We start from the raw sequence: 17442 nt of genomic DNA, 5'->3' as shown, positions 1-17442 counted from the left end.
CTTAAAAATTCTCCAAAACGATTACGCACGAGAGAGAGTCGTGTTTGTCATAAAATTGCTAAACCATGATACTGTGAAAATTGAATCATTGTTCCCATGCTGATTATTGACCCCCAATAACCAACGCAACGAGATTGACTATAGCACCAGCGTTTAGGGAATACAATAGCCAGCAAACTCCTGTTAGGTATATGTAACCGTTTTCAGATAAATTCTGTAATATTTGACATTTAATCAACTAAGCCCAGCTGATTAGGATTCAAAGACAATATAAAAACTCATTTTGCAAAAATGAAAACAGTTTCAATTACAATTAATTTATTTTAAATAAAAGTTTTCCTTTTAAAAATTTTCAAAAATAGTGCTCTTTTTTTAGACAATTTCATTAATATGTACTATTCAGAACTCAGTAATAGACCTTTCTTTCTTAAAAAGGCAAAAAAATATCCATTCCCCCCGGAATGGATATTTCATTTCTAATTTAGATTCTGATTTTAGTATTAACGGTAACTGTGTACCAAACCATTAACGTCTGGTTTTGAAACGGATTGATCACGCGTGGCGTAATACATCACACTGTGCTTGCCCACGTTATGTTCCAAACCTAAAGCGTGGCCCAGTTCGTGTTCAGCAACATTGGTTCGTTCACCTTTAGAATAGTGATAATGGTTGGCGACATTTTTATAGACATAAGATTTAGCACTAGCCATAACGGCCAAATTATTCATCGTTTTGTTGTTGTAATAAGATGAATAAGTGATTCCAACAGTTGAGTCATTCTTACCCATTGGTGAATTACTTGTGGACAGCGTAATATCAGCTTTGCCAGAAGTAGGGACTAGATGAACAACACCGCTACGGTTCCAAACCTTAACGGCTGAACTCCAAACGGATTTGTAATAACTTGATCCGGCAGCGATCTTGTACGTAATTGTTGTCGTAGACCAACGCTTAGCAGCTGGTGTCAGACTAGCTGAACCAGTAGCAGCGCCACCGTCAGCTTTAGCAGTTCCCAAACTAACTGAAGATTTGACGGCTTCTGTAGCATCGGCGTCAGTGACAATTTTAGCACTGGCATGACTTGGTGTAGCAAAACTCAAACCTGCAACGACGGCAACAAATGTTAATAAACTACCCATTAAACGATTATTCATATTATACTGATAAGTCTCCTTAAGTTATAGAGTGTCTCGACTATCAGCTTTTTCTAAAATTTCTCCAAAAATAACACACGAGAGAGTCGTGTTTGTCATCATAAAATTACTAAACCATGGTGCTTATGAAAATTAAATCATTGTTCCCAATGTTAATTATTGACCCCCAATAACTAACGCAACTGAATGACTATACCATCAGGGTTTCACAAATGCCATTACAAGTTTATGAGAAATAGTTTATGAAAATGAGAATGTGAAAACGTTATAACAGCAGTGATCAAAATCTCTAATCCTATTTTGATGGGCTTCACAACCAATAATTTTCATTTTTTATATGCAAATGTAAACAGTTTCATTTACACATAATTTATTTTAAAAAAGACAATCTTTTTTACAAAATAGCAAAAATATGTTTATTTTTTAGACACATTATATTATATGTCCTATTCTTTACTCTTTAGTCACCTTCAATTTGACTACAAAAAAACGCCTACTATTTTACTAGTAGGCGTTTTTTAAATTAGAAATGAAATATCCTTACCTTTTCACTGATTTATCACGACTTAGCGTTCACTGAGATTTGAAGGAGACATCAACAAATCTTCAACTACTGGTTTACTGATAAAATGCAGTGCCTAAATTATACAAACTGTATAATTTCACTGGCAATCGTTTAGATTACTGGGGGTCTCTGATTCATCATCAGAATAAGTTGATTGGGGGGAATCAACTCATGAGGAGTTTGAACAAATTCAAACCAAAAGGTTAGCTAAGGAGAAACAAAAAGTAAGTAAAAACTGCCAAAGAACGCAAAAACCCGGCCAGGTCTCTCTCCTGTCCGGGTCGTGTCACTAGAATGAATCTCTAGTGCTGAGCATTTTTATTTATTTTTCGTTTCAAATCTTTATGACAAGAGTCATTATACATACGAATATTCAATTGTGCAAGACTTTTTTCCCAATTTTTTTATTTTTCTTGAATAAATTGACAAGTCTAATTATATTGCATCTCTGGCAAAACTCCATTAAGCTATGATACAGAGCCATTTTAGGCAGTTTACTTTTATCTCCAGGAGGTCCATATGCAGATCATTATTGCCCCAACTAAAAAAATGATCGTTAATACTAACGATTTTGATACTCAAGGATCACCCATATATATAGAAGAAACGCGTCAAATTCTCAAAGAAATGCGGAAGTTAGACTACGAAAAAGCTAAGGCCATGTGGCATTGCAGCGATAAGCTCGCCCGTCCTAACTACGACTGGCTGCAGAAAATGGACTTAAACGCGCAGCTTACGCCAGCGATTCTTAGTTATACTGGTATCCAGTATCAATACATGGCCCCAGACCTTTTCACTGCCCCGGCTCTAGCCTACGTTCAATCTAATTTGCGCATTTTATCAGGTTTTTACGGTATTTTACGACCGTTCGATGGTGTTGTTCCCTACCGACTGGAAATGCAGTCTGCTATTCGGGTAGCGGGGGCCAAAAACCTTTACGATTTTTGGGGCGACCGCTTGTATCGGGCATTGCACTTTGACCAAGGCCCCGTGCTCAACCTCGCTTCACAAGAGTATGCTAAGACCATCACGCCATACATGCAGCCGCATGATTGGCTAGTGAGCGTCGTCTTCGGATCAGAAGTCGACGGTAAATTAAAAACGAAGGCCACGTTAGCCAAAATGGCCCGTGGCGAAATGGTGCGTTATTTAGCTGAAAATGATATTCATGATATTAAATCTGTCACTCGTTTCGATCATCCGGATTGGCACTTTGATGCTGACCGGTCAACCGATAATAAGCTGGTTTTCGTGAATAACGAGCGCCAACACTAGGCGATTGCCGTACGTTTCTGATAATGATCGATGCGCTTAGCGCGTAGGAGAAAGCCGTTGATACCATCTTCTAGATACGCCTTTAAATATTGGTATTCCTGCCGCAGATCAACATTATTCTGATGGTAAAGCCAATCCTTTAATGAAAGAAATAGCGTACCGCCCAGCGTCTTTTGCAAAAATTCACAGTAACTGGTGTTAATACTGATCTTTTCGATTTTACCTAAACTGGTAAAAATCTGACCAACCATCGTCTTCAGGTGATCAAGAATCACATCCTCCGGCGCGTTTTGGACATCCAGTTTGAGGACGTTTTGATAAAAAGTGCGGTTATTATCGAAGTAAGTCAGCATCGCTAGTAAAGTCTGCGGCCAAAATTGGTAATTACCGCAATACTTCACTGCAGCCTTGACTTCAGTCGAATAGATTTCAGCCAAAACATCGTACTTATCGCGAAAATGATCGTAAAATGATTGCCGGCGCATACCCGTAACCGCCATGATGGTGGTCACTGTGATTTTATCAAACGGCTGCGAAACAACTAACTGTTTCGTGGCTGCCATTATTTTTTCTTTGGTCGTCATGCCCTTCGCTCCCTTCAATCTCACTCGATACTACGATACCATAATATCGTATCCTTGTGAAAATTACCGGCAGAAGGCTATAATAAAAACAGTTTAATTATTTGGAGGTTTTATTAAGGTGACTGAAGAAGGAGAACAATCTGAAAAATTTGTTCCATCAGATCAGCATCATATGGCCATTCCCTGGAAGGAATTCGCCCCGAACCAAGACACTCCAATCAAGCAGGCTCGTGTAAAGGCCCGCGCATCCGTCGTGGGTCGGATCGGCATTATGATGCTTTCCTGCGGTACAGGGGCGTGGCGTGTCAGAGACGCGATGAACACCGTCGCCCGTGTGCTGAACCTAACCTGCTCTGCTGATATTGGGTTAACAACGATTAATTTCACCTGCTTTGATGCGGGTCACAGTTACTCACAAATCTTGGCTTTGCCGAATACTGGTGTGAACACGGATAAACTATTCGTGCTAGAAACATTTGTTAAGCAGTTTGATAAAAAATACGCGCAGTTAACAATTAAACAGCTGCACCGCAAGCTAGATGACATTCAACAAACACCTGGTCACTACTCCCCCATTATAAAGGGATTAGCTGCAGCCATTGCCTGTGCTTCATTTATTTTTTTACTGGGCGGCGGCTGGATTGAAATGTTTTGTACCTTCATCGGTGCTGGTATTGGTAACTGGGTCCGCGGTGAAATGGGTAAACGTAAAATGACAACCATTTCAGGCATCGCGGTTAGTGTTGGGATTGCCGAAATGGTCTACTTCTTAGTTTTTAAAGGGCTTCAACTAGGCTACCCGATCTCCGGTAATCATGAAGCGGGCTACATTGGCGCCATGCTATTCGTGATTCCTGGTTTCCCGTTCATTACGAGTTTCCTGGACTTATCAAAACTCGATATGCGTTCCGGACTGGAACGGCTGACATACGCCATTATGATCACTAGCGTCGCAACACTGTGCGGCTGGCTGATCGCCTTAATCATTAACTTTCAGCCAGAAAATTTTGCTCCTCTGGGTTTAAGCCCGTTCTGGCTGTTATTCCTACGGTTACCCGCCAGCTTCTTTGGGGTGTACGGTTTCTCTATGATGTTTAACAGCTCACAGAAATTGGCGATCACCTCAGGGCTAATTGGTGCAGTAGCCAACACTTTACGGCTGGAATTAGTTGACTTCAACACGATTCCAGCACCGGCCGCTGCCTTCTGCGGTGCACTGGTAGCTGGGCTATTGGCCTCGATCATCAACCGGACTAACGGTTATCCAAGAATTTCCTTAACCGTTCCTTCCATTGTTATCATGATTCCAGGGCTCTACATTTATCGCGGAATCTACTACATTGGTTTAAATGAAATTGGCAATGGTGCTTTATGGCTGACAAGAGCGGCACTCATTATCCTATTCTTACCACTGGGTCTATTTGTTGCTAGATACCTGCTGGATGAGGAATGGAGACATTTTGATTAGAGTACGTGGAACAACTCGGGTAGATGCCAGAGTGTAAGTAAGTTAAAGGGGGTAGTCCTGAACTTGAGACTATCCCCTTTAACTTGCTTACATGGCAGGCATCTGAGTTGTGGAACGCCATTAGGCTATATAAAAGTAATGAACCATAGAACCATAGAAAAAAGCACTAGCACAATCCACCAGATTGCCCTAATGCTTTTACTTTGCAATTATTCTTTCAAAATGCCCTCTTTTTTTAAGGTCGCATCCCGCATCAGCCGATACAATGTCGCGGTTACAGGTACCGCCAGCATCATGCCAACGATTCCAGAAAGCCCGCTGCCGACAGTAATTGCGCCCAGCACTAAGATCCCAGGCAGCCCAATGGTACCGCCCACCACCCTTGGGTAAATGAGGTTACCTTCAATTTGCTGAAGAACCACGATGAAGATCACAAACAGGATGGCTTTAATTGGAGACGTCACTGCAATGAGGACAAAGCCAACTACCCCACCGATCCAGGCCCCAATCATCGGAATCAAGGCACTGATACCAACTAACGCACCGATTGATAGTGCGTCGGGAAATTGAAACACCAGCATGCCCAAGGTACATAACGTTCCTAGAATAAAGCCTTCCAGCACCTGTCCGGCGATAAAACTAGAAAACATCTTGTCAGTCACGTGCAGCACATAGCGCGTCTTTGAAACGAACTTGCCTGGTAAAAAATCATCCATCAGCCGGTTCAGCCAGCCGCCAATTTTTTCCTTACCGCTGATCAAATAAATCGAAAAGACGAAAGCTAAGACAAAGTTCAGTAGTCCAGAAAAAATATTGCTAAAAATTGATACAGTGGAACTAAAGATTCCCGAAGCACCCGCGGTCAGATACTTCGCCGCTTTAGATTCAATCGACTGCCAGTTAAATGACGACGTGGCATCCGTGATACGTTTACTAATGGTATGGTCATGATCAACCTGATTCAGCCAGTGAGTAACATCATTCACCGTGCTTGGCAAAGTCTTAAAGAAGCTGTTGATGGCATCAATAAATTGCGGAATCACTAACCGCATGACACCGGTAATGACTAGCACGATAATCAATAATGCAAACAGGATTGCCAATGGGCGCCGTAACCCTTGAGCCCATTTCTGATCAGCATGCGGCCACAGCCACTTTTCCAGCTGACGGGACAGTAAGTTAACCGCGTAAGCCATAACGCCACCTAAAATCAAGGGGTTCAGTGCTGAAATCAGCTTACCGATGGCCCCAAAAATCTGCCCTGGATAAACGAGGCATGCTAGAAAAAAGGCAACCACGATACTGCTCCAGATAAACGATTTCTTGGATATGGTCATTTGAACGCCTCCACAAGCAAAATTAATTACTTTTATTTTACCTTAACTCAACCATGAGACCAAATTTTCTTTGAATATCCAAAAAATAGCTTGGGAAGCCGATCTTTAACAGAAGGGTTCCCAAGCTATTTGAGTTAAATAATGTTATTTTAAACGAGTTTACCAACAACGGGCAATTTAGCCAGTACACTCTTTTTATGCGGTGCAGTGGTGATAACCTCCGACAGGTCCTTACCCGCGACGTTGCCATGATGTTCGCCGTTCTTCCAAGCGTCTACATCCGTAACATCATAAATCGTGCCATCGATTGCAACATACGCCTTATGCCCATCCTTACCATCATATTGCTTCAGTTCTTCTTTGGTTAAGTTTAATCCCATGAGCCATCCGTCCTTTCTTGTATCTAACCATAAGTTTATCATTTATCACCCGAAAAGTCAGTTAAATTGACAGCGCTTAATTGTTAAGCTTTAGCTTTAGCTTCTGCTCGTCCTGAAATAACGCGCAGACCGACACCCGTGAAACCGCTGATCAAAGATATTACTGGGCAAAGCAGGCTGAAGAAGACGAATGGCAGGTATGACATGGTTGGCACGCCTAACGTGTTGGCAATGAAGACCCCGCCAACGCCCCAAGGAACCAGGTAGTTCAGCACCGTCCCGCCATCTTCCAGCGTACGACCAAGTGCGGAACTTTCTAGACCGCCATCGTTGAAAGCCTTTTTAAATGATCGGCCTGGCAAAATGATGGAAAGAAACTGCTCACCAACGAAAATGTTGATACCAATGCAGGCAGCTAAAGCAGCTGAAACTAGCTTACCGTGGGAATTAAGGTGAGCCGACAACGGTGTCATAACAGCACTGACCAAACCGAAGTTTACTAGCAGGCCACCTAATGACAGCGTCAAAACAATCAAGGCAACAGTGGGCATCATACTGACAATGCCGCCCCGTGACAGCAGTAAGTTAACTTCGGCATTAGAAGTTTTCGCCACAAATCCGTTAGTAATAATGTTGCTGGCCTTGGTGATATTCAGTGAGGGATTATTGAAAAACATCATAACGGCTGAAACTAGCACGTTTAACAACATGGTTGGAATAGCCGCCATCTTAAAGCCGGCACAAACAAACACCAAAACAATTGGAATCAGTGCCACCCAGGAAATGTGGAAATCCTGTGACAAAGCGGTAACCGTGGTATTAATTTTCGCAAAGTCAGCATGGTTATGGCCGAAACCAAGAAGGGCAAACACAACAGTTGAAATGGCTGCTGCGGGAACAGTGGACCATAGAATGGTCTTCATGTGATCGAACAGATCCGTATCCACAACGGCCGCAGCTAAGTTGTTGGTTTCGGATAATGGTGAGCACTTATCACCAAAGACCCCGCCGGAAATAACCGCCCCAGCGACCAATGCTGGGTTAAAGTTCATGGTAACCCCGATACCGAAGAAGGCAATTCCAACGGTGGAAACCACCGTGAAGCAGCTGCCAACCGCCGCTCCGACTAATGAACAAACCAGAAAGACGGTTGGCAGAAACCACTGGGCACTGATAGCTTTGAACCCAATCACCATCAGCGTGGGAATAGTTCCGGCAGCGATCCAAGTACTGATCATCGCCCCAATCAAAATAAAAATCACGATTGGAATGATCCCTTTATCGATTCCGTCTTTGATGCCGTGATTGATGTCATCCCATGAAAGGCCTTTGAATTTCGCCCAAAAAATGGTCACGGTAATTGCTAACAGGACTGGTACCTGTGGTGACAGTCCAAAACCGATGACACCAGTTCCCATAATAGCTAAAATAATCACTAACATAATAATGGCTTCTCTTAAACTCAGTTTGATTTTTTGCATAACGTTGATCTCCCTTTTAGTTGTTTGTTAATGGCATCTTTTCTGGTCGATCAATATCGCACCATCCCGCCGCTAGTTGTTCTCATCACAATTCCTTCTCCTCAATAAAAAAAATCGCCCCCATTGCATTTACTGCAACAGGGACGATCAGACTCTACCGTGGTACCACCCAAATTGTGTACATCACTGTACACCACTCACCAGAAGATAATGGATTCTAGCGGTAACCATTGCCGACGTCTACGTATTTCGTCAACTTTACCCTGATTGGCTCGCAGCAACCGCCAACTTCCTGACACTCAGATAAAGCGCTACTTGATTGTAAGTCTGACATTAAATATTAATTAGAATTATAACCTGATTTTTGTAAAATGCAAGTTAAAGGATCAAATTAAAGTTATCGCAACCCGAAAAAAGCCAAGTCTTTCACCGCCAATCAGCAGTTAAATGATGATATGATAATTTGGAAGGGAGTCGACATTCGATGCATATTTTACTGATCAACGGGTACACACCGCACCCTGATGCAGGTGGTAAATTAACTCAAACACTGGTAGACATTAGCCGCAAAAAATTAGCTCAGCATAACCAGGTCAAATACACCGCCGTCACGGATTATCAGACCAGTGAAGAAGCTGAAAAGTTCCGCTGGGCAGACTTGATTCTCCTGTATTTTCCACTCTACTGGTATGCGGTGCCGTGGGGGCTGAAACGCTACTTAGATGACGTTTTTGCACTGCACGTTTTTTACGACTCAGATGAAAATACCCAGCCAGTACCGTTAATGACCGGTAAACAGTTCGGCTACGTCACCACCCTAGCGGCAGTTCCCGAAACATACGCACCGGGTAATCCCCTGACGGAAGGCCTCACGGTGACCGATTTACTGAAACCGCTGGACGTCACCTTCCGTTACGTGGGTATCGAGCCCGCTACCCAATTTCACAATTGCATCTTCTATGACGTCTATAATCCAGCGATGATTGAACCAATCAAGGCATCACTCCTAACTGAATTATCAAAACTAGACGATGAATGACGCCTCTTCCCAGGAAAAGAACTAAAATAGAGGTAAAGACAAAAAGGAGTACTTAATTTATGGCAAATAAAACATGGCTTATTACAGGAACTTCAACGGGTTTCGGACGCTCACTAGCAACTTTATTGGCACAGAAACCAGATTTGAACTTAGTGGCAACTGCTCGGCACACTGATCAGTTGGACTATCTCGATCAATACGATCACGGTCAGATTCAAAAACTCACCTTGGACGTGACCAAGCGAGATGAAATCGACCAAGTCGTTAAACAAGTTAACGACCGCTTTGGCAGCATCGACGTTCTGGTGAACAACGCTGGCCTAGGCTACTTTGGAACCTTTGAAGAAAGCGACCGGGACACCGTTCAATATATGTTCAACGTCAACGTTTGGGGCTTAGCTGATATGTCCCGTGCGGTATTGCCAACCATGCGTAAGCAACGCAGCGGTGCCATCGTCAACTTCTCATCGATTGCCGGACTCCACTCATTTCCAACCCTCTCATTTTACAATGGCACCAAATACGCCGTTGAAGGTATGAGCGAATCACTGGCACAGGAAGTTAAAGACTTAAATATTAAAGTCTTATTGATTGAACCAAGTGGCTTCCGGACTGATTGGGCAGGCCGCTCTTCACAAAAAACGCTGCCGGCTACACCAGACTACCAGCAGTTTACCGACTCCATCAAACAAAGCAACGCTGCCGCACATCACGAAGCTGGTGACCCAAATGCAGCTGCTGAAATCATTTACGATCTAGTCACTAACAACTACGATCAGCTGCCATTGCGCTTACCATTAGGCAAGTTTGCATCCGACATGGCCATTGATAAGTACACCAAGTCCTTGGCCGAATTCAAGCAGTTACGTGACCTGTCCGTTTCCGCTGATCAACCAGAAAAATAGGAGGAATTCAATGCAAAAAGTAAAGTTAGGAACTAGTAATTTAAAGGTTTCTCAAATTGGTTTAGGCACCATGGCATTTGGTCGCTGGATCTCAGAAGCCGATTCGGACGCCATCTTGGATCACGCTGTTAACAGCGGAATCAATTTAATCGATACTGCTGACTACTATGGTCCCGGTCAAGACGAAAAGCCGGCGTATGGTGACGGCACTTCTGAAACCATCATCGGCAACTGGCTCAGCCATAACCCCGGTGCACGGTCAAAAATTGTTCTGGCAACTAAGGTGGGCTCTAACACCAATCCGGTCATGAGCAACCCGTCATTGTCACGGGAACACATTCTCCAGCAGATTGATTCCTCACTGGAACGCCTGCAAACCGATCACATTGATTTATATCAGGCCCACTTATTCGATAACAGCACCCCGCTTGCCGAAACCTTAACCACCCTGAGCGGTTTAGTGGATGATGGCAAGATTCGCTACTATGGTGTTTCCAACTACACTGAATATCAGTTATCACTAGCACTGGGGATCATCAAGGACCGTCGTTTAAATCCAATGACCTCACTGCAAAACCGCTATAACATCCTTAGCAAGCACGATGATCAAGATGTTTTAAAGCTGGCTCAGCGCTCGCACGTTGGTTTCTTGGCTTATAGCCCTCTGGCCCGTGGCGTCCTCACCGGTAAATACCTGAATGGTGCCATGCCAAGCAGCAGCCGTGCCGCTCAAGGCGAACCGCTGATCAAAGAATACTTCAACGATGCTGATCAACAAGCAGTTGAAAAGCTAAAGACCATCTCTGATGAAAGTGGCATCCCAATGTCACAGCTGGCATTCGCCGGCGTCCTTTCAATTCCAGGAATCACAACCGCCCTACTAGGCGCAAGCAAAGTCAGCTACATTGACGATGCCATCAAAGCGGCAGGACTAAAATTACCGCAAAGCGTCATGACACAAATCAAATCATTATAGTATCAAAGAAATACAGAAAATACCGGTTATGGTTGAACCCATAACCGGTATTTTTTGATACGAATAACCACTGAGTAACCGTAGGCGCCTGTGCCTTGGTCAGTTGTGAAAGTGGTGTTAGGGCTTTAGCCCTTACAGCACGGGACGACATTCAAGACGCGCGGGTTTAGCGCGGGTTTAGCGTGGCTTGAATGCGAGACAAAAGACAGCGGCTTTTGCCGGTCCCCACAACAGACCAAGGCACAGGCGCCGAAGGTGACATTAAAAAAGTCACGATCTACTTCCAAGAGAAAGTAAATCATGACTTAAATAACATAATTAAGCGTTAACCGTAACCTCACGTGCAAGCGCGTCGAAAGCACCAAGGGCAGCGGTGGCACCGGAACCCATGGAAATAATGATTTGCTTATACGATGAGTCGGTGCAGTCACCGGCAGCAAAGACGTTGGCTAAACTGGTAGCCCCCTTGTCGTTGACGATGATCTGGCCTTGCTTATCCATATCAAGGCATTCAGATAACCAGCCCGTGTTAGGCACTAAACCAATTTGAACAAAGATCCCATCAACAGCTAATGACTTGGAATCACCGGTTGAACAGTCCGTGTAGACCAAACCATTGACCCGGCCATTGCCTTTGATACTGGTGGTTTGTGCGTTGGTGATTAAGTCAACATTATCCAAGGAATGTGCCTTTTCAACCAGCACGGCATCAGCAGCAATCTTCGGTCCAAATTCCAGAACGGAAACGTGCTTGGCAATCCCGGCAAGGTCGATAGCAGCCTCCACACCGGAGTTTCCGCCGCCGATAACGGCAACGCTCTTACCCTTGTAAAGCGGTCCGTCACAGTGCGGGCAATAAGCGACGCCCTTGTTCCGGAATTCTTTTTCACCAGGCACACCGATGTTTTTCCAGTGCGCACCAGTCGCAATAATCACCGTCCGGCCTTTCAAAGTGGTATCACCCTTTAACTGAACTTGAACGGGTGAACCGCCGGTAAGGCCAGTCACGGTTTGACCGTCAATCAACGTCACGTGGTACTTGGTCATTTGCGCTTGGATATTTTGCATCAGCTGCTCACCCTCGATGTAATCGGTACCGATTAAATTCTCGATACCAACGGTTTCAAGAGGCTGGCCGCCAATATGATCAGCAACCACCGCGGTGGATAAGCCCTTCCGAGCTGAATAAATTGCGGCTGAACCGGCAGCGGGACCGCCACCAATAATCAAAACATCATAGATCTTGTCAGAAACATCATCGTTAACAGCGGCCACAGCAGCTTTCCCCTGTGCCTTATTAACCAGCTGTTCCAACGTTGCACGGCCGTTATGCCATTCTTCACCGTTCAAGAAAACGGTTGGAACGGCCATAATATCATTAGCTTCGGCTTCGTCCTGGAACATCCCGCCTTCGATCATGGTGTGGGTAATGTGCGGATTCAGCAAACTCATAATATCTAACGCTTGAACCACGTCTGGACAGTTATGGCAACTCAAGCTGGCAAAGGTTTCAAAGTGGAGGTCCTGATCAATCGCCTCGATTTGTTGACGGACTTTCTCTGAAATCTTCGGTGCGTGACCGGAAACCTGCAGGAGTGCCAAAACGAAGGACTCAAATTCGTGGCCCAGTGGAATCCCGGCAAAGGTAATTCCAGAAGGTGCCGCGCCTTGAACGTCCACCGTGAAGCTGGGCTGGCGTTTCAATGAGCCTTCAGCAATCGACAGTTTAGGCGACAAGGCCGCCACTTCGTTTAAGAAGTCGCGGACCTTCGTACCATTTGCCGAATTACCAGCGTCTAACGTGAAGACCACTGGCTGCTGAAGTAACTGTAAATAGCTGCTCAGCTGTTGCTTTAATTTATCATCTAACATCTTAAATCTTACCGACAAGATCGAGGCCTGGTGTTAAGGTTTCTGAACCTTCCTTCCACTTAGCAGGACATACTTCGCCTGGGTGGGATTCAACGTATTGACCAGCTTTGATGCGGTCAATGTATTCAGAAGCGTTCCGGCCAATCCCGTCAGCGTTAACTTCTAAGGATTGAACCACGCCGTCCTTATCCAAGATGAATGTCCCACGTTGTGCGAGACCGGCTTCTTCATCGAAGACGTCAAACATTTTAGCTAATTGGTGAGATGGGTCACCGATCATCGCGTACTGCAGTTTACCAACGGCGTCTGATTCATCGTGCCATGCCTTGTGGACATAGTGGGTATCTTCAGATACTGAGTAAACTTCAACGCCTAAACTTTGTAAAGTTTCGTATTGATCTTGTAAATCTTCCAATTCGGTTGGGCAGACAAATGAAAAGTCAGCTGGATAAAACATCACAACGCTCCAGTGTCCCTTTAAATCTGCATCGGTAATATCGATGAAATCGCCCTTTTTGTAAGCTTTTGCCCTAAATTCCTCAATCTGTTTTCCTACTAAACTCATGTGAAAACCTCCTTAGAATTTGTTACAAGTTCATTGTACAATGTAATCATTCTAATTTAAAGGGTAAATTAGAATTTTTCTAGATTTCCGATACAGATCCGCTATTAAGTTGTAATTTTAACTTTATTCGATTTATCAAGTCATTCATCTACGTTATTGACTCCGCTTTCATTTTAGCACTGATTTTTTTAAAAATAAAAACCGCACGTCTACTGTGCGGTTCTCATCAACGACTAGCGGTGCAGCTTCTCCTGAATCTTATCACCGACTGAGTCGACCTTTTTCGCTGCAAACACTGTCCCGCCGACCAAAACTCCGCCGACAATTAACGTACTGGCAACCATGAATTTAAATACTGATTGAATGGCATCCATAATATCAGCCACCTTTCTTAGGCATCATCTTTTCGCAAGCCAAAGATTACCGAAACAATTACAACTAGGATGACAGCGCCGATAATCGAAGGAATCAGCGCCATCCCAGCTAAGCTTGGACCCCAGGTACCTAGTAATGCCTGACCTAACCATGCACCGATCAATCCGGCAACAATGTTAGAAATCCAGCCCATGGCGGCACCGTGGTTTGTGATTGCTCCTGCAATTGCGCCAATAATAGCGCCAACAATGAGTGACCATAATAAACCCATAGTAATACCTCCTTATCGACTTAACCAACTATCAATTTTCTATAATCCCAGCATAGCAAATCCCCGTGAGTGAAGCCACAAATATGATAATTATTTTTTTATGTCAATTATCATTATTAATTTATGCCTATAATTTTTGTGCCAGCTATTTTAATCAAAATCAATTTTACGTTAAAATAGAACCATTCAATTAGCAGAAAGTCAGGTGCTCATGTGGTTCAACCAATTGATCATATTGAAGTTCGCGGCGGTAACGTCAATAACCTGAAAAATATCGATGTTGATATCCCGTTGAATAAGTTTGTCGCTATCTCTGGTCCCTCCGGATCCGGTAAGAGTTCCCTCGCCATGGGGATTCTCTACGCTGAAGGCTCCAGACGGTACTTAGATGCGCTATCCACCTATACCCGACGGCGAATCGCGCAGAATAAGAAATCTCAGGTGCAGTCCGTGAAGCATATTCCGTCAGCATTAGCGCTGCGTCAGCGGCCAAGTATCCCATCAGAACGGTCTACCGTTGGCTCGCTAACCGAAGCTTTTAACGTTGTCCGGCTGATTTTTTCACGGTTAGGTTCAGTGGTCTGCCCCAACGGTCACCGAATTCCGCCAACCATCTCGATTGCTCAGAAAATGGATCTATCTGGGGACGACATGGGCATGATTACCTGTCCGACCTGCGGCGTGCGCTTCATGGCCAACGGTGCCGAAGATTTTTCCTTTAATTCCACCGGTGCCTGCCCCACTTGTAAGGGGTTAGGCGTCGTTCGGGAACTGGATGAATCCAAACTAATTGGTGATGAGAACCTAACCATTGATCAAGGTGTCGTTGCTTCCTGGCATCTGCCTGGTCGAAACTTTATGCCTAAAGTCGTGGCAACATTAGGTGTCCGCACCGACGTCCCGTACAAGGATCTCACGGATCAGGAAAAAGACATCGTGCTTCACGGCAAAAAACAGACTCATCCGGTCAATATCAGTTCTGGCACTGGCCGGGTCTTCCACATGGACAACGCGCTGTACGAAAACGCCTATGCCGCGGTGGAAGATTCACTTGAATCAGTGACCAGTGAACGGTCGATTGCGAGAATCAATCAGTTTTACCATTTTTCAACTTGCCCCACTTGCCACGGTTCACGGCTGAACCCGGAACGCTTGAAACAGCTAGTGGGCGGTAAGAACATTGCCGAAGTGGCCGACATGCAGCTGAATGATTTAGCCAAATGGGAAGCGGACACGAAGGCGGCTTTACCTGACGACATGGCTTCACTGGCTAAAATTCTCTTTACCGAACTGGATGACAATTTACGGCCACTACTAGAATTAGGTCTGGAGTATCTCAGCCTGTCCCGAAGCGGTAATACATTATCTACCGGTGAACTGCAACGGATTCAGTTAGCACGAACGCTGCGGACCGAAACTACCGGCGTGCTCTATGTATTGGACGAACCCTCAATCGGTTTGCACCCTGACAATATTCATGGGCTGATCAACGTTTTCCGGCAGCTGATCGCGCAAGGCAACTCACTGGTAGTCGTGGATCATGAAGTGGACATCATTTCGGCTGCGGACTGGGTCATTGAAATTGGCCCCGGTTCCGGTGCTGAAGGCGGTCAAGTGATTGCTCAAGGAACACCGAAACAGCTAGTGGATAGTCCGAAATCATTGATTGGTCCGTTTATCTCGGGTCATTCCGATATTCTGCAGACCAAACACGCCGCCAAAAAGCCGACAGGGCAATCTACCCACGTTAAAATCAATGATCACTTCAACTTGCACAACGTGGACGCCACTTTCCCAGACAATAAAGTGACAGCCATCACCGGCTTTTCCGGTGCCGGTAAAACCAGTCTGATTATTGATTCACTGGTCCCAGCAATCCAGGCCCGTAAGAAGCAAAAGAAATTACCGAAACATGTCAGTGAACTCACGACCGACTTACAGGATGTAGTGAGTGTCGATGCTAGCCCGGTGGGTAAAAACGCCCGCTCAACGTTGGCAACCTATACCAATATCATGAACGCTCTGCGACATATGTTTGCTAACTTACCCGAATCAAAAGCCAAGGGTTACGGAATCGCCTACTTCTCGTACAATAATAAGCAGGGCGCCTGCCCAAATTGCGGCGGTCTTGGCAATATCACATTAGATATTCAGTATCTGCCCGACATGGAAGAGGTCTGCCCGGTCTGCCACGGCACTCGGTATAAGGATGAAATCCAGCAGATCAAATGGCGGGGTTATTCCATTGTAGATTTACTCAACTTATCGGTTGAAGAGGCGATTCCAGTGTTCAAGGATGTCCCTCGGATCGAACACCAGCTCAAACAGCTCAAGGAAGTGGGCCTCGCTTACCTTCATTTAGGTGAAAGCACCCCAAACTTATCTGGTGGTGAAGCCCAACGACTGAAGCTGGTCAGCCACCTCACCAAAAAGCAAGCAGGAACCCTGTTTGTCTTTGATGAACCATCAATCGGCCTTCATCCGCTGGACGTGCAAACGCTCCTGCAGATCATCGACCGGTTGCGGATCAGTGGCGCCACGATCCTCATTATCACCCACGATGTGGACCTGATGCTCAACGCCGACTATCTGATTGACATGGGGCCTCGAGGTGGGGCTGCCGGGGGTAAAATCGTTGCTGACGGCGAACCGCTAAAGCTGGTCACCCAGCCCAACAGCTTAACCGTTCAATACTTGGCTAAGCACTGGCAAAAATTCGGCAAGCCGGAGAATTAATCCATCTTGAGCCATCAACTTAATTGACTATGTCGCCTAATAGATGCTAAACTAACTATGTAAGTGAAAGGCGTTAGAGTGCCTCTCACTGTAGAGCCGTTAATGACGACTGGCATTGTTAATTAGTCAAAAAAGACCGCTTAAACTTCGCCAAAAGTTTGTGTTAGCGGTCTTTTTTAATACCCAATATTTTCTACCAGTTGACAGCAGTTAACCAAACATGTTAGTTTAATGATACTAATAAAAAGGAGGCCTCGCCCATTGAAGATCTAAGTCAACCGTTAGAACCTAGCACCGTGATTCCCAGTACAGGGGAATACTGCGCAGTTCTGGCACTGACCTAGACCTTCTCTAGCGAGCCTAAACGCATGATAGCTATGCGCAAAGCACCTGGAGAATTGTTCTCAGGTGCTTTTTTGATGCCTAAAGACTGCCACGGTGCCCGCCAAAAAAACTGGA

The 17442-nt window shown here is 45.0% G+C and carries 15 protein-coding genes; 6 read left to right on the top strand and 9 right to left on the bottom strand.

All coding sequences use genetic code 11. The features are described from left to right. Nucleotides 1-500 precede the first annotated feature (500 nt). On the bottom strand, nucleotides 501-1154 hold the full coding sequence (locus JUE95_RS09910; protein WP_203651143.1) for a matrixin family metalloprotease: 654 nt from the start codon (nucleotides 1152-1154) through the stop codon (nucleotides 501-503). Nucleotides 1155-2238: 1084 nt separating this feature from the next. Here JUE95_RS09910 and yaaA point away from each other — a divergent pair. Beyond that, nucleotides 2239-2994, top strand: coding sequence for a peroxide stress protein YaaA (gene yaaA / locus JUE95_RS09905; protein ID WP_203651141.1), 756 nt, complete (start codon nucleotides 2239-2241; stop codon nucleotides 2992-2994). Here the strand turns inward: yaaA and JUE95_RS09900 are convergent. Further along, nucleotides 2991-3578, bottom strand: a complete 588-nt coding sequence (locus tag JUE95_RS09900; RefSeq protein WP_203651139.1) for a TetR/AcrR family transcriptional regulator C-terminal domain-containing protein — start codon at nucleotides 3576-3578, stop codon at nucleotides 2991-2993. The genes yaaA and JUE95_RS09900 overlap by 4 nt on opposite strands. A 172-nt stretch (nucleotides 3579-3750) precedes the next feature. Here JUE95_RS09900 and JUE95_RS09895 point away from each other — a divergent pair, with 172 nt between their 5' ends. Beyond that, nucleotides 3751-5046 (top strand): threonine/serine exporter family protein, encoded by a 1296-nt coding sequence (locus JUE95_RS09895; RefSeq protein ID WP_203651153.1) that lies wholly within the window; start codon nucleotides 3751-3753, stop codon nucleotides 5044-5046. Nucleotides 5047-5255: 209 nt separating this feature from the next. Here JUE95_RS09895 and JUE95_RS09890 read toward each other — a convergent pair whose 3' ends face one another. The 3 genes from JUE95_RS09890 to nhaC all read right to left on the bottom strand — a co-directional run bounded on the left by JUE95_RS09890 (nucleotide 5256) and on the right by nhaC (nucleotide 8244). Continuing rightward, nucleotides 5256-6383, bottom strand: a complete 1128-nt coding sequence (locus JUE95_RS09890) for an AI-2E family transporter (protein ID WP_203651134.1) — start codon at nucleotides 6381-6383, stop codon at nucleotides 5256-5258. 149 nt (nucleotides 6384-6532) lie between these two features. Further along, entirely contained in the window at nucleotides 6533-6763 is a 231-nt protein-coding gene (locus JUE95_RS09885; protein WP_203651133.1) for a cytochrome b5 domain-containing protein, read from the bottom strand. An 83-nt stretch (nucleotides 6764-6846) separates the two neighbouring features. Next, a complete protein-coding gene (nhaC, locus tag JUE95_RS09880) occupies nucleotides 6847-8244 on the bottom strand; it encodes a Na+/H+ antiporter NhaC (protein WP_203651131.1) in 1398 nt (465 codons plus the stop codon). 484 nt (nucleotides 8245-8728) lie between these two features. On the opposite strand from nhaC, the gene JUE95_RS09875 reads away from it, so the two are divergent. Genes JUE95_RS09875 through JUE95_RS09865 form a run of 3 tightly spaced genes read left to right on the top strand, consistent with a single transcriptional unit; the run spans nucleotide 8729 to nucleotide 11164 of the window. Next, complete coding sequence (locus tag JUE95_RS09875; RefSeq protein WP_203651130.1) at nucleotides 8729-9283, top strand: NAD(P)H-dependent oxidoreductase; 555 nt, start codon at nucleotides 8729-8731, stop codon at nucleotides 9281-9283. Between the two features lie 59 nt (nucleotides 9284-9342). Beyond that, nucleotides 9343-10188: an oxidoreductase gene (locus JUE95_RS09870; protein WP_203651129.1), complete on the top strand. Its 846-nt coding sequence runs from the start codon at nucleotides 9343-9345 to the stop codon at nucleotides 10186-10188. Between the two features lie 10 nt (nucleotides 10189-10198). Then, nucleotides 10199-11164, top strand: a complete 966-nt coding sequence (locus JUE95_RS09865; protein ID WP_203651125.1) for an aldo/keto reductase — start codon at nucleotides 10199-10201, stop codon at nucleotides 11162-11164. Between the two features lie 318 nt (nucleotides 11165-11482). Here the strand turns inward: JUE95_RS09865 and ahpF are convergent, their stop codons facing one another. The 4 genes from ahpF to JUE95_RS09845 form a co-directional block, all read right to left on the bottom strand. Next, on the bottom strand, nucleotides 11483-13036 hold the full coding sequence (ahpF, locus tag JUE95_RS09860) for an alkyl hydroperoxide reductase subunit F (protein ID WP_203651152.1): 1554 nt from the start codon (nucleotides 13034-13036) through the stop codon (nucleotides 11483-11485). Nucleotide 13037: 1 nt separating this feature from the next. Next, nucleotides 13038-13601: an alkyl hydroperoxide reductase subunit C gene (gene ahpC / locus JUE95_RS09855; RefSeq protein ID WP_203651123.1), complete on the bottom strand. Its 564-nt coding sequence runs from the start codon at nucleotides 13599-13601 to the stop codon at nucleotides 13038-13040. A 233-nt stretch (nucleotides 13602-13834) separates the two neighbouring features. Beyond that, the gene (locus tag JUE95_RS09850) at nucleotides 13835-13975 is read right to left on the bottom strand and encodes a hypothetical protein (protein WP_203651121.1); all 141 of its coding nucleotides are present in this window, start codon (nucleotides 13973-13975) and stop codon (nucleotides 13835-13837) included. Nucleotides 13976-13992: 17 nt separating this feature from the next. After that, nucleotides 13993-14247, bottom strand: a complete 255-nt coding sequence (locus JUE95_RS09845) for a GlsB/YeaQ/YmgE family stress response membrane protein (RefSeq protein ID WP_168924519.1) — start codon at nucleotides 14245-14247, stop codon at nucleotides 13993-13995. 213 nt (nucleotides 14248-14460) lie between these two features. On the opposite strand from JUE95_RS09845, the gene JUE95_RS09840 reads away from it, so the two are divergent. Continuing rightward, nucleotides 14461-16983 (top strand): excinuclease ABC subunit UvrA, encoded by a 2523-nt coding sequence (locus JUE95_RS09840; protein WP_203651120.1) that lies wholly within the window; start codon nucleotides 14461-14463, stop codon nucleotides 16981-16983. Nucleotides 16984-17442: the final 459 nt, after the last annotated feature.

The sequence above is a fragment of the Secundilactobacillus yichangensis genome, assembly GCF_016861565.1.
GTDB classification, from domain to species: Bacteria; Bacillota; Bacilli; order Lactobacillales; family Lactobacillaceae; genus Secundilactobacillus; species Secundilactobacillus yichangensis.
This window is presented reverse-complemented; position numbering and strand designations above follow the sequence as displayed.